A 13,486-nucleotide genomic window follows, 5' to 3' on the forward strand; every position below is an offset into this window, starting at 1 on the left:
AAATGAAGAAACATTTTTCAAAGACACAATTAATGGGAATGCTCCTCATCATATTTGGATTCGGTCTTTTTCTTGATATGATACTTGGACATTTTGAACCAGGTGGTCTCATTTTTGCATTTATTATGCTTATGTTTGGAAGGCATTATCGTAAAAAGAATCGTTATGTACGGGGAAATGTATTTTTATTTGTTGGTGGTATCGTATTTTTATTTTTCTTATTTTCATCAGCAGCATTTGTTCTTGTCGTATTTGCTTGTTTAGCTTTAATTGGTTATCAATTGATTCAACAAGGACATCAGCAAAAAGCAATGAAGGTTGAAATTAAAGAAAAAGGGATTATAGACGAAGAGAAGCAAATATATCGTACAGAACCATATTTGAAAAATATGTTTGTAGGCAATGTAAGAATGATGGATCATATTTATGAACTTGAGGATATTAATGTTCAATATGGTGCTTGTGATGTGGAAATAGATTTAACAACTGCTATGATTCCAGAAGGGGAAACGGTAATTGTTATTCGGGGTGTCGTTGGTAATATTCGTTTATATGTGCCGTATGATATTGAATTGTCTCTAAATCATTCTGTTATTGTCGGACGTGTGCTCTTGCCAGGTCATGAGGAGACAGGGTTTAACCGCAATGTTACATTTAGAACAGAGCAGTATAAAGAGGCTCCTCGTCGTATAAAAATTATTTCTTCGCTTGTCGTAGGCGATACGGAAGTGAGGAAAGTATAATGAAGAAACAAAAAAATATTTCGTGGATGTATATTCGTTATTCTATGTTGTCCTCAGTTAGTATCGCACTCATTTGTACAATTGTATATGTATGGAAAAGCAAGCAACAAGTATATGATTTATTATGGAAGGAATCCATCGCTTCTGTTCCAATTGGCTTGTTTATTATGACTACAAGTTTACTTATCGGAGGAATTGTAGGATATGCAATCGGTTACTATATAGAGCAGCGTATACAAGGATTAAATACGTTTCTATTTGAAGTAGAGCGAGGGAATTTTCCGAGTGATGTTTCGTTTACTGCAGATGATGAATTTCATGAAGTGGAACGAAAAGTAATCGTTCTGGCTCGCCGATTAGAGGAGCAAGCTGGACTCTTTCAAAAAGTAACGAATGAACGAGCTCATTGGAATGAAGAGATGAGACAAGAAGCAATTTCTCAAGAAAGGCATCGATTGGCGAGGGAGCTGCATGATTCTGTCAGTCAGCAGCTTTTTGCAATGTCGATGATGATGTCGGCTATTAATGAACAAGTAGCTGAATTTCCAGAAACGACGAAAAAGCAGTTGCAACTCGTTGAAAATATGGTCGTAAATGCACAATCAGAAATGAGAGCATTGCTTCTTCATTTACGCCCAGTACAGTTAGAAGGTAAAAAACTAACAGAGGGTATAGAAGAATTATTAACAGAACTGTCTAGAAAGCAACATATGAAAATTGAATGGTTAATTGAACCGATTCAATTAAAAAAAGGTGTAGAAGATCACTTATTCCGTATTGTGCAAGAGGCGCTGTCTAATACTTTACGGCATGCGAAGGCAAAGAAAACGGAAGTGCGCCTTCGAAAAATTGATCAATATGCGATTTTAAAAATCATTGATGACGGCGTTGGGTTTAAAGTAGGGGTTAATAAGGCTGGTTCATATGGTCTAAGATCGATGCAAGAGCGTGTTCATGAAATTGGTGGTACATTAAAAGTGCTTAGTTTTCCAAATAAAGGTACACAGATAGAAGTGAAAGTACCCATTATGATTGAGAGAGGGGGAGAATCATGATAAAAGTATTACTAGTGGATGATCATGAAATGGTTCGAATGGGTGTATCTGCATATTTATCAACGCAGCCAGATATTGAAGTAGTTGGAGAAGCTGAAAATGGAAGAAAAGGTTCAGAGTTAGCTTTGCAATTAAGACCGGATATTATTTTGATGGACCTTGTCATGGACGAGATGGATGGTGTCGAAGCAACACGTGCTATTATTCAAGAATGGCCAGAAGCAAAAATTGTAGTTGTAACAAGTTTTTTAGATGACGAAAAATTGTATCCTGTTATTGAGGCTGGGGCGACCAGTTACTTGTTAAAAACATCAAGAGCAAGTGATATTGCAGATGCTGTACGAGCTACTTATGATGGAGAAACAGTATTAGAGCCGAAAGTTACCGGGAAAATGATGTCGCGTATGCGTCAAAAGAAAGAGCAACCTTTGCATGAGGAGTTAACAGAAAGAGAGTCAGAAATTTTGTTATTAATTGCAGAGGGGAAAAGTAATCAAGAGATTGCAGATGAGTTGTTTATTGCGCTCAAAACAGTAAAGACACATGTGAGTAATATATTGAATAAGCTAAATGTAAGTGATCGGACACAGGCGGTTATTTATGCGTTTAGACATCAATTGACGAAATGATACAGTGAAACTTTAATCAGTGGGGAGCTATCCTCACTGATTATTAATTTGCACCGAATCTTATTATTGACGTCAATATATGTAAGCGTTATCATTAGGTTGTTAACAGTACATACAAAGGGGAGAATGTATATGTTAGTTCAAACTATATTTGGCATGGATAAGTCTAAAAAATTAGGGGATTATGTGAACGTATTACAAGCGCTTTGTGAACAATATAATGTTGAAACAGATAAAATTGCAATTATTGAGGCGACAGAAGAGTACTATTTATTTTTAATAAAGCAAGAAGATTGCTACGATGTTGTCAAAGTAGAAACAGTGGATACAAATATCGATTATTATACGAGAGCGTATAAAATAAGTAGTTTTAATCATACTGCTTCTCAAATGTAAAAAACTCCCTTTTGGGAGTTTTTTTAGGATGCTTTTACTTCATGAGATTCGGTTAGCAAGGGGACTTTTTTCGCACCACTTAGCTTAGCGATTGTAAGGCCGATAAGAGATCCAGCTAATGCAGGTACTAGCCAGCCTATTCCTTCATTATATAAAGGGATAAATTCAAAATATGATGTGATAAATGAAACGGAAATACCACCTTGTTTTAATCCATCAAATACGCTTACGATTGCTGCTCCAATCAAAGCGCCTACATAAACGGAGCGATATCCACCGAAGTATTTATGAAGTAATGATAGTAGTACGAGTACAATCGCAATTGGATACACAACAAGTAGAATTGGAACAGAGATGGCAATGATTTTTGTTAAACCTAAGTTGGCAACTAGTAACCCTAAAGCACAAATGATACTTGCGAACATTTTGTATGAAAATGTAGTTAATAACGTTGAAAAATATTGGCTGCATGCAGATACGAGTCCAACACATGTCGTTAGGCAAGCGAGTGTAACGATAAGAGATAATAGAAGCAAACCGTACGGACCGAATAATTGTTGTACGATAACAGTAAGTAACTGTCCACCATTTTTTGCATATCCGAGAGAGACGCTAGTTGCCCCGAGCCAGCCGAGTGCACCATATACAAGTACGAGCCCTGTAGCGGCAATAAGCCCTGCTTTTGCTGTGGCGATGGCAATGGACTTACGATTATTCACACCTTTAGAGCGAATTGCATTTACAACGATAATTCCGAATGCAAGTGCTGAAATGGTGTCCATTGTTAAGTAGCCTTCCATAAATCCTTTGAAGATTGGAGAAGTTTGATACTCTTGCATTGCTGGTCCTGATTGCCCAAGTGGTGTGAATACACTTTTAACAAACAATAAGAAAATTGAGAGTAATAAAATAGGTGTTAATATATTTCCAATACGATCAACAAGTTTAGATGGATTCAAACTCAGCCAAAATACGATAGTAAAGAAGATGATTGTATATACAAATAGCACTAGGCTGCTAGAGCGGATTGTTTCTGGTAAGAAAGAACTAACACCCATTTCATAAGCGACATTTGCAACACGTGGGATGCCCATGGATGGACCGATGGCAATATATACAACTACCGTAAAGAAAATTCCGAATAATGGATGAACATGACTTGCAAGTTGCTGCATTCCATTTCCTGATAGAGAAATTGCGATAACAGTAAGTAGTGGTAAGCCAACTCCTGTTAGTAAAAATCCAATCATTGCTGGCCAAAAGTTTTCACCTGCGTTTTGCCCAAGCATGGGAGGGAAAATTAAATTACCTGCCCCAAAAAATAAAGAAAATAGCATAAGACCCGTGAAAAAAATATGTTTTTTTGATACAGTGTTCATTGTTTTTCCTCCTTTTTCATTCATTCATTTGTAAGAACACAAAAAAACTCGTCCCTAAAGAAAGGGACGAGTTATATTTACCCGCGATACCACCCTAATTTACACATGTAGAAATAAATCTATATGTATACGGCTTTGCAACGTACAACATGATACGTGTTCCTTGTAACGGGGGACGGCCGGTAAGAACTTACTGTAACATTCGGTTCTACTTCTCGGAGATGATTTTCGGTTACGCACTGAACGTTGGCTTTCAGCAAATCGCCAACTCTCTGGGGAACAGTTCTATAACGTACTCGTTCTCGTCAATGAATTTTTATTCAAGTATTCTGACAGTATTGTTGCATGTTTTTTTTAGAAAGTCAATATGTTTTTTGGAAGATATATTTATATACGAAAATATCGAAAGTGATATTCGTTGTTGTAAAGGGAATGATGAATTGTAAAATGGGAGTAAAAATTTGCGGAGAATTGTAAAATTTATAGAGAAAATTGATATTTATAGGAGTGAAGAAGGGATTGTTTGAATTTATAGAGAATAATACAACAATCCACTTGCTGGAAAGAACAAACCAAAAGAGGTGACTGAAATGCTTGCGATGGGAGTATTATTTGGCATTATTGCTATAATTGGTTTTATGTGGTTATATTATTCGCGTTCGTTTAAACAAGCAGAAGTTTTACTCTTTCAAAAAGGTAGTTTGTTGACAAATCAGTCTAGATATTTAGTATGTCCGAAGTGTGGAAGTGCACAGGCTAGAAGTGGAGGATATCAAGAGTGTTGCAAAATTAGATTATGAAAGAAAGGAAGCCTCACATTATTTTGTGAGGCTTCCTTCCTTACAACTTCATCGCGCTCCAAATTGTCCATCGATCTCTTTCAATAATAGGAGAGACGTTTTGTAATGCGGTCTGTATATGATGTAGAAGTTGAGAAAGTTCATCATCTGTTAACTCATATAGAATGGATCGACCTGTTCGAGGAGATAAATCTTGCAATAATGCTTCTACAGAATCATGTATTTTGCGTATTTCCCATTGTGTTTGTGTGGGAAGTACATGAAGAGAATGTTTTTGTAATTCTGTCTGTATAGTGTTGGTTTTTGGACGTCTTTTTGACTCTATTTCAATAAGTTTTGGAAATAGAGAGAAAAAATATCCGCGAATGTGTTCGGGACTTCCTGGAATTGTACAATCTTCAATTGTTCGATCTTGTAAAATAAGTACACCGTTTTTATTTAATATACGAGAAGCTTCACGTAAAAATGTAGGAATGTCTTGTAAATGATGAATAACTGCGCGAGAAATAACTATGTCGAATGTTTCATTAAGGTATGGGAGATTATGTGCATCACTGTGGACGAATGAAATGTTTGGAAATTTGTTACAATTTTCTTTTGCAGCTTGTAATATTTCTTTTGAAAAATCAAGTCCCACAACATTTTTTGCTCCCATAAGAGCGAGTTCTTTCGTATAAATTCCGCCACCACAGCCGATATCAATTATTTGCTTGTTTTGTATTTCTGTAATGTTTTTTACCATTTCAGCCCAAGAAATATGAGCGTTTCTTGTTGCATATGTGTACTTATTATTTTCATCATGAAAATTAATGGACATGATAAAGACCTCCTTTCAATGATTAGTATAGCGTATTTAATAGGATGTCACGTTTTTGTTTTATGTATGAAGATTATAAGGATTTCTTATCGTAAAAGGAGGATTAATTTGAAAGGGAAATATGTATTGGTGTTGTTGTTTGTTATGTTACTAGCAGCTTGTGGTCAAGTTGAGCCAAAAAAAGAAACAAAAAAAATAGAAGAGACGGTGAATGAAGTGAAAGAAACAATAGGGGTAACCGTTATACAAAGAAAACATAAAGAGAAAAAGTTGCAAGAATCAGAAGCGAAGTTAGTAATAGACATTTTGGATAAAGCTGAAAAACAAGAAATAACAGGAAGCTTCGGTGAACCTGAATATGAAATACACATTAGTAGAGAGGGGAAAAAAGAAACTTATTATGCATGGTTAAGGGGAGAAGATAGACGAGGATGGGTGCAATATAAGAAAGCTATGTATATGTTGAATGAAAAAGATACGGAAAAGCTTTTGGATATATTTCCAAATGTCTCAGAACAAAAAGAAGATGAGATGCAGGTAAGCCCTTTAACGGAAGTAACAAAAAAAGATTTGCAGATTACCGCGTTTCATATTAAAACAGGCGATCAAAACGTGAATTATATGGTACGGTATACGATTTCACAATCACTATACAATAAGTTAGTGAAGGAGAAAGAATATTATTTGCAACTCAATTTTCCAGAAAAAGTTCAAAAATTAATTGGCGCAAAAGAGAGTGAAATGATTTTAGGTGAAAAAGTAAAGGAAGGGTATAAGCAATATGAATTGCATGCTACTGTGCAGGTAAAAAGCGCTTCAGAATCACAATTAAAATCATTAGAAACATATTACGAAAATTATGATTTGAAAATATTAAACAGTGAAAAAGAAAAAATAGGTTTGTTTCAAAATATAATTCAGATTGTTAAAGATTATGGTGAAAAAATGAATTTTCAAAGATAAAGTGATACTTTAATTAGCCCTTACGGATTGGAATGAATGTAAACTCGTCAAATCTATATGGCTTTTCCTAGGAAATGATAATAGAGAGGGGAAAACACCCCTCTCTATTACTTTGCTTTTGTAGATGGCTCATTCATTGATTTTCGTGTAATAAGAAAAGAAATCATAAGAGCGGAAAGGATGACAAGGGCAATAAATACGTGATTGGGCAACAAATCTAATAATAATACGTAACTAACGGTATAAAAAATAAGAGTTGAAGCTAAAAACGATAGAGCACCTATTATAAGAGATTGTAAATTCATTTGTGTACACCTCCTTTTATTTATATTTTTGGCTTAAAATGGATTATATAAACATTATTTCTAATAATAGAAAAAAATATGTCATAATAGAGAAAAGAACAAGCTTTGATGAATGAATATGATTCATTAATGAGAGATAAAGGAGAGGAATATGAAAAATAATAAAAAAGGATTATGGGGAATTATTGTTGCGATAGGTCTATTTTTACTGTCTAAGTTAAAGTGGGTATTTGCATTTTTAAAATTAGCAAAGTTTTCAACGGTATTTAGTATGTTTCTATCGCTTGGCGCATACGCAGTTCTATATGGTTGGAAATTTGGAGTAGCGCTCATTTATTTGTTGTTTGTGCATGAAATGGGCCATTTATGGGCTGCCAAAAGAAAGGGGATTCCAACATCGCCAGCAATCTTTATTCCATTTATGGGGGCCCTTATTGGAATGAAAGAGATGCCGAAAAATGCGAAAGATGAAGCTTACATTGCCTATATGGGTCCGCTTTTCGGACTTCTGTCATTTTTACCAGCGATACCGCTTTATATAATGACGAAAGAGCCATTTTGGGCGCTTGTTATTTTGCTTGGAAGTATGATTAATTTCTTTAATTTAATTCCCGTTTCGCCGCTAGATGGTGGGAGAATTATTTCAGTTGTCAGTACTAAAATTTGGGGAGCAGGCCTTATTTTATTACTTGGCTATTCAATTTACTTTAAAAGTATTTTGGGAGGATTTATTGTTATTATCGGTTGTATGGAGTTATATAGAGTAATAAAGAGAGATGAGCCGATTAAGGAATTAGGGCATAAAATTGATGGGATGAAAGAATATGTTACTAGGCTTGAAGAGGAATTAAAAGAAACGGGTGCTGTACATCGGACTATATATGTGATGCATCATGAGATGCATGCATTAAGACAAAGAGAACGGGAAAAAGAGTTACAAATAGGTGAACTTCAAAAAATGGAAGTGTTAGAGTATCTTTTACCGAAGTTCGAACCGTTAGATTATGTTCCATATGAAGATGAAAAAGATGAGTATACAATTCACATAAGGGAAGCATTTGAAGCGTCAGAAAGAAAATTAAATGAATGGAAAACAGAAAAGGAACAACAAGAAAACTATTATAAAGTGGATGTGAAAACGAAATGGACAGTATTTGCTTGTTATATCGGATTAATGGCTATACTCGGTTACACAGCTTATGAAGGATATATTGTTTTACAAGATTATTTGCCAACGAGAAATGTATAGAAAAACATTGTCGAAATGATAGGAAGAATTAATACAGGAATTATATTTCTACGAGAGAATGTTACATGTATAGTCATACGTTGTAATATTTTTAGTAGAGAAGGAGTTCTGTATATGAAGAAATTGTTAAATGTATTTGGAATTATTATCGTGATGATCATGGCTAGTTATAGTCTTATGAAAGTGCTGTTACATTATGCGAATAAGCCTGCTGAGGTAAATACAATAGCTCAAATAGAAGATGTGCAAGAAGAGACAAAAGTGCTAGATTTTATTCGAATGACACATGAAAGCTATAATAATTTCTTAAATTACGGTAAAGCAGAGAATTATACAGACGGGGATTGGAATCAATTTAAGCAATGGTTTCAACAACAAGAACAATCTTTAAAAAATATACATACGGAAATAAAGAATGAAAAAATAAAACGCGATGTAAATAGAAGCTATGAAATTGTAAAAAAAGGTGTGGAATTTCAAAATATTGAGTATGTAGTGTATGCCCACCGTGTATATCATGACTTGGATATTATCGTAAATAAATATAGAGGTGAAACGAATATCTGGGGGTATACGGAGTTTGGCGATGGGAAAGATATAAAAGTAATTGAACAAGCTATACAAACAAAATAATAAGCTAGCTAGAATTCTAGTTAGCTTATTTTGTTTTGTAAATGCAATGTTCATATATTATTCACAAAAACACCGTGTTAATAGTGATTAAAATCACAATCTGCATTATAAGATTCAGTTAAACTAAAAACAGTTAAGGAAATAGAGGAGTGGGATACAATGTTAAGTGCAAAAACAATTGAAATCGTAAAGTCAACAGTACCATTATTACAAGAAAAAGGTGTTGAAATTACAACGAGATTCTATCAAATTTTATTTTCGGAACATCCGGAGTTGTTGAATATTTTCAACCATACGAATCAGAAAAAGGGAAGACAACAACAAGCGTTAGCGAATGCTGTTTATGCAGCTGCAACGTACATTGATAATTTAGAAGCAATTATTCCAGTTGTAAAACAAATTGGTCATAAGCATAGAAGTTTAGGGATTAAAGCTGAGCATTATCCGATTGTAGGTACATGTTTACTACGTGCCATTAAAGAGGTCGCAGGTGCACCTGATGAAGTTTTAAATGCATGGGGAGAAGCATATGGTGTCATTGCTGATGCATTCATTAGCATTGAAGCAGAGATGTATGAAGAAGCTGCACATAAAGAAGGTGGATGGAAAGACTTCCGCAAATTTGTGATTGTTAAAAAAGTGAAGGAAAGCGATGTTATTACGTCATTTTATTTGAAACCTGAAGATGGAGGGAAAGTTTCTTCATTCATCCCAGGTCAATATGTAACGGTTCAAATCAATATTGAAGGTGAGACATATACACATAATCGTCAATACAGTTTATCCGACGCTCCTGGGAAAGAATATTATCGTATTAGTGTAAAAAAAGAAAAAAGTGTAGATACACCAGACGGTAAAGTGTCTAATTACTTACATGAACATGTAAAAGAAGGAGATGTTTTACCAGTAAGTGCACCAGCAGGAGATTTCGTGTTAAATATGGATTCAACATTACCAGTTGTACTAATTAGTGGTGGAGTAGGGGTTACACCGATGATGAGTATGTTAAATACGTTAATTGAACAAGATTCAAAACGTAATGTATATTTTGTTCATGCAGCAATAAATAGTAATACACATGCAATGAAAGAACACGTTAAGGCAGTAGAAAATGAATATGAACAAGTTAAAGCATATACTTGTTATTCTGCACCGACTGAAAAAGATTTAGAAATGAAGAACTTTGATAAAGAAGGTTACATTGAAAGTGAGTGGTTAAAAACTATTATTCCGACAACTGAAGCAGAATTTTATTTCTGTGGTCCAGTAGCATTTATGAAGCATATAAATGCTGCACTAACTGATTTAGGTGTGAAACAAGAGCATATTCATTATGAATTTTTCGGCCCAGCAACAAGCTTACAATAAGCAAAAAAACGAGGTATTTATTTTACCTCGTTTTTTATTTGTTCTCGTAATAAACGGTTTACTGTTTCACGGCGTATACCTATCAGTTGGCCAATTTCGGTTTGTGTTAATATTTCATATATAGGAATGTCACCTAAATATAGGGTGAACCATTCTTGTAAACGATGAAGACGTTCTTTCGGAGAGACGGTTGTCAATTGATCAATTCGTTGTTGCATCATTCTTAATTTAGATTGCAATTGCATAGCGATGTTAGCATACGATTCGGGATTTGCTTGAAGTCTCTCGTACCATTCATTACTAGTGATCGGTTCCACTTCTGTTTTTATTAAAGCGATAGCTGTACCGTGATATTCTTTCGGCGAAATTAAAGAATGATGAGGTATCGTTTCACCTGGAACGATAATGTTGAATAAAAATGGTGTTCCGTCTTCTTCTAGCCGAACTACTTTTAATAAGCCTGTTTTTATAAAGTATAAAGGACCGTCCTCGCCTTGACGGAATAGTACATCTCCTTTGTGTAGAATCAATGTTAGCCCCCCATTAATATGTTTCTATTTCTTCTATTTTAGCGTATATGTATATAGACAATATGCTATTTCAACAGCAATTTCATTGACGAAATGAATGCTATTACAGTAGTATACTATTTAGTGTGTAATAGTACTAGCAATGAATACGCTGTAGGGGGTTTAGTATATTGTTAGATGCGATGAGAATGACGGATATGAGAATTCCGGCGAATGCTATCATTCATGTAGAAGAGATGAAAGGTGGAGTCGTTTTATCCGTTGAAGTAGACGGCCAAATTATTTATACGATGGCTTATGATGAAGAAACAGATAGTTATGCTGAATTATATGATCGAAACGATAAGAGGGCGTGCCAAGTACATGAAGACTTCATGGGATGGTCACTTCTTCATTAAAAAAGATGTCAATATGACATCTTTTTTTATTAAATCGATAGAATATACAAAGAAATGAAATATAAGGATAAAATTTGTAATAATTGATTTTGCATTGTTAGCGCTCTGTAACTGCAAGTGAACTATTTTTTCGCTATCATAAAGATAACAGTCGCAGTTATAGGAGTGGTCAACTTGAAGAAAGTACATATTTCAAATTATATGTTATTATGTGTTTGTTTAATTTTATTTGTTCTCCTCGGAGGATTTTTATATTCATGTGTATAAGAAAAACGCATTCTAAAAAGAATACGTTATAAAAGGGAAATAATGATTAATCTAGTTCCAAGAATAATTAACGTAATACGTAATAAATTAATTACGGCATTTCCACTTAGTTTTGTATTAATGTAAGCCCCGATTTTTCCGCCGATCCATGCACCCGGAATCAGGATTAATGCATAAATCCAGCTGACATTTCCAAGTGAGATGTGAGTTGCAGAACTTACAATTGCTGATAGAAATACGATGAACATTGAAGTTGCTACTGCAATATGTGCTGGGAATGCAAAAAGAAGCATCATTGCTGGAACAAGTAAGGCACCGCCACCAATTCCAAATAATCCAGATATAAACCCAACTATAAAGGCGATAAAGATAGCAAGAAACGGTGGGAATTGGTAGTGTACAGTATTTCCATCATTATCTGTAAAAGAACGCTTAATTACAGACGTATTTGAGAGGGAAAGAGGTTTTAATTTGTCTCGAAGCATAAGTAGAATTGAGACGAATATAAGGAAAATCCCAAAGTATAAAGAAAATGTGTCTTGGTTTAAAAATTTATTTGCCCATGATCCAATAATACCACCAGGGCCGCTTCCGATAAATAAAATAAGTCCACTTTTATAATCTACTCGCTTATGCTTCATGTAAGTAAGGGTGGAAGATAGTCCTGTGAAAACGACTGTTACCATAGAAGTCCCTACTGCAAGTTGTGGTGATAAACTGTGTAATCCAATTAATAACGGAACAATAATAATTCCGCCTCCAAGCCCAACTAGGCTGCCGACTGTTCCGGCGATTAGTCCGATGAAAAGTAACATGATGTATTCCAAAATTGCCAACTCCTCTAAATAACTTATCCACCAATTATTATACACGCTTTTTAATGAGAAATAGGCTTGTTCACAAAAAAGTCGTCTTCCTAGAAAAATAAGGAAGACGACTTTTGATTAGAAAACAAAATGTAATAGGTAGTAAAACAGAGCAGCTAAAGAAGCTGAAATAGGAAGTGTAATAACCCATGTAATTAACATACGTTTTGCAGTTCCCCATTTTACCCCTTTCACACGGTGAGAAGCACCAACCCCTAAAATAGAAGAAGAGATAACGTGCGTCGTACTAACCGGTAAGTGAATGAATGTTGCACCGAAAATAACAAGTGATGATGATAAATCGGCAGCTACACCATTTACAGGACGGATTTTCATAATTTGTCCACCGACAGTTTTAATAATTTTCCATCCACCGACAGAAGTACCAAGCCCCATTGCGATAGCACAAGATAATTGTACCCAGAACGGGATATCGCTAGAAGTATGATAGTTATTAGCCATAAGAGCCATCGTAATAATTCCCATTGCTTTTTGTGCATCATTCGTACCGTGTGTGTAGGCTTGTAATGCCGCAGTGAAAATCTGGAATATACGGAAGTTCTTATTCGTTTTCGTTAAGTTAAAGTTTTTAAATACTACTTTAAAAATACTGTATACGATATAACCAATAACGAAAGCGATAATCGGTGAAATGATTAAAGCTTCAATAATTTTAATAAATCCTTTAAGATTTAGCGAGCTAATCCCAGCGGCCGCAATTGCTGCACCTGCGATTGAGCCGATAATTGCATGCGAAGAACTACTTGGAATACCGTAGTACCAAGTAATTAAGTTCCAAGCTATTGCCGCAAGCAAAGCAGCTAAAATTACAAGAGAACCATTTTGTAAGGCGAATGGATCAACGATATCTTTTGTAATCGTTTTTGCTACACCTGTAAATGTCATTGCGCCTAAAAAGTTCATAATAGCCGCCATAATAATGGCATGTCTAGGCTTTAGAGCTTTCGTTGAAACAGCCGTTGCAATAGCGTTTGCTGTATCGTGAAATCCATTGATAAAGTCAAAAGCTAAAGCGCAAATGACTACTAAAACGGTCAGTATCAAGAGTGTATCCATGATCAAACTCC

The 13,486-nt window shown here is 34.9% G+C and carries 16 protein-coding genes and 1 other annotated feature; of the genes, 10 read left to right on the forward strand and 6 right to left on the reverse strand.

Annotated elements, in window-relative coordinates; all coding sequences use genetic code 11:
• Window positions 1–2 precede the first annotated feature (2 nt).
• Genes liaF through AXW78_RS06970 form a run of 4 tightly spaced genes read left to right on the forward strand, consistent with a single transcriptional unit; the run spans window position 3 to window position 2,823 of the window.
• The gene (gene liaF, locus AXW78_RS06955; RefSeq protein ID WP_000716094.1) at window positions 3–743 is read left to right on the forward strand and encodes a cell wall-active antibiotics response protein LiaF; all 741 of its coding nucleotides are present in this window, start codon (window positions 3–5) and stop codon (window positions 741–743) included.
• Window positions 743–1,798 (forward strand): sensor histidine kinase, encoded by a 1,056-nt coding sequence (locus AXW78_RS06960; protein WP_061883927.1) that lies wholly within the window; start codon window positions 743–745, stop codon window positions 1,796–1,798. The genes liaF and AXW78_RS06960 overlap by 1 nt, the downstream gene beginning before the upstream one ends.
• Complete coding sequence (locus AXW78_RS06965) at window positions 1,795–2,427, forward strand: response regulator (RefSeq protein ID WP_000598709.1); 633 nt, start codon at window positions 1,795–1,797, stop codon at window positions 2,425–2,427. The genes AXW78_RS06960 and AXW78_RS06965 overlap by 4 nt, the downstream gene beginning before the upstream one ends.
• Before the next feature lie 57 nt (window positions 2,428–2,484).
• Entirely contained in the window at window positions 2,485–2,823 is a 339-nt protein-coding gene (locus tag AXW78_RS06970) for a DUF3922 domain-containing protein (protein WP_116777483.1), read from the forward strand.
• 23 nt (window positions 2,824–2,846) lie between these two features.
• Here the strand turns inward: AXW78_RS06970 and brnQ3 are convergent, their stop codons facing one another.
• A complete protein-coding gene (gene brnQ3, locus AXW78_RS06975; RefSeq protein ID WP_001099173.1) occupies window positions 2,847–4,202 on the reverse strand; it encodes a branched-chain amino acid transport system II carrier protein BrnQ3 in 1,356 nt (451 codons plus the stop codon).
• 59 nt (window positions 4,203–4,261) lie between these two features.
• Window positions 4,262–4,520 (reverse strand) — a binding site (T-box leader).
• Between the two features lie 272 nt (window positions 4,521–4,792).
• Between brnQ3 and AXW78_RS06980 the strand changes: the two genes are divergently transcribed.
• Window positions 4,793–5,002 (forward strand): hypothetical protein, encoded by a 210-nt coding sequence (locus tag AXW78_RS06980; protein WP_000880630.1) that lies wholly within the window; start codon window positions 4,793–4,795, stop codon window positions 5,000–5,002.
• Between the two features lie 40 nt (window positions 5,003–5,042).
• Here AXW78_RS06980 and AXW78_RS06985 read toward each other — a convergent pair whose 3' ends face one another.
• Window positions 5,043–5,819, reverse strand: coding sequence for a class I SAM-dependent methyltransferase (locus tag AXW78_RS06985; RefSeq protein ID WP_061883928.1), 777 nt, complete (start codon window positions 5,817–5,819; stop codon window positions 5,043–5,045).
• Between the two features lie 108 nt (window positions 5,820–5,927).
• Between AXW78_RS06985 and AXW78_RS06990 the strand changes: the two genes are divergently transcribed.
• Window positions 5,928–6,782, forward strand: coding sequence for a YhfM domain-containing protein (locus tag AXW78_RS06990; RefSeq protein WP_000677059.1), 855 nt, complete (start codon window positions 5,928–5,930; stop codon window positions 6,780–6,782).
• A gap of 107 nt (window positions 6,783–6,889) precedes the next feature.
• On the opposite strand, the gene AXW78_RS06995 is transcribed toward AXW78_RS06990, so the two are convergent.
• Window positions 6,890–7,087: a hypothetical protein gene (locus AXW78_RS06995; RefSeq protein ID WP_001053357.1), complete on the reverse strand. Its 198-nt coding sequence runs from the start codon at window positions 7,085–7,087 to the stop codon at window positions 6,890–6,892.
• 151 nt (window positions 7,088–7,238) lie between these two features.
• Here AXW78_RS06995 and AXW78_RS07000 point away from each other — a divergent pair, with 151 nt between their 5' ends.
• From AXW78_RS07000 to hmpA, 3 genes are all read left to right on the forward strand, one after another.
• Complete coding sequence (locus AXW78_RS07000; RefSeq protein ID WP_061883929.1) at window positions 7,239–8,336, forward strand: site-2 protease family protein; 1,098 nt, start codon at window positions 7,239–7,241, stop codon at window positions 8,334–8,336.
• A gap of 114 nt (window positions 8,337–8,450) precedes the next feature.
• Entirely contained in the window at window positions 8,451–8,969 is a 519-nt protein-coding gene (locus tag AXW78_RS07005; RefSeq protein ID WP_000735212.1) for a hypothetical protein, read from the forward strand.
• A 159-nt stretch (window positions 8,970–9,128) separates the two neighbouring features.
• Window positions 9,129–10,337, forward strand: a complete 1,209-nt coding sequence (hmpA, locus tag AXW78_RS07010; RefSeq protein ID WP_000947332.1) for an NO-inducible flavohemoprotein — start codon at window positions 9,129–9,131, stop codon at window positions 10,335–10,337.
• A 17-nt stretch (window positions 10,338–10,354) separates the two neighbouring features.
• On the opposite strand, the gene AXW78_RS07015 is transcribed toward hmpA, so the two are convergent.
• Window positions 10,355–10,867: a Crp/Fnr family transcriptional regulator gene (locus AXW78_RS07015; protein WP_000600582.1), complete on the reverse strand. Its 513-nt coding sequence runs from the start codon at window positions 10,865–10,867 to the stop codon at window positions 10,355–10,357.
• A 170-nt stretch (window positions 10,868–11,037) separates the two neighbouring features.
• Between AXW78_RS07015 and AXW78_RS07020 the strand changes: the two genes are divergently transcribed.
• Window positions 11,038–11,265, forward strand: coding sequence for a hypothetical protein (locus AXW78_RS07020; protein ID WP_000883009.1), 228 nt, complete (start codon window positions 11,038–11,040; stop codon window positions 11,263–11,265).
• Window positions 11,266–11,558: 293 nt separating this feature from the next.
• Here AXW78_RS07020 and AXW78_RS07025 read toward each other — a convergent pair whose 3' ends face one another.
• Complete coding sequence (locus AXW78_RS07025; protein ID WP_000455762.1) at window positions 11,559–12,359, reverse strand: sulfite exporter TauE/SafE family protein; 801 nt, start codon at window positions 12,357–12,359, stop codon at window positions 11,559–11,561.
• A gap of 117 nt (window positions 12,360–12,476) precedes the next feature.
• A complete protein-coding gene (locus AXW78_RS07030) occupies window positions 12,477–13,475 on the reverse strand; it encodes an inorganic phosphate transporter (protein ID WP_000380272.1) in 999 nt (332 codons plus the stop codon).
• Between the last annotated feature and the right edge of the window lie 11 nt (window positions 13,476–13,486).

The organism is Bacillus thuringiensis (assembly GCF_001595725.1).
Classification (GTDB): Bacteria; Bacillota; Bacilli; order Bacillales; family Bacillaceae_G; genus Bacillus_A; species Bacillus_A thuringiensis_K.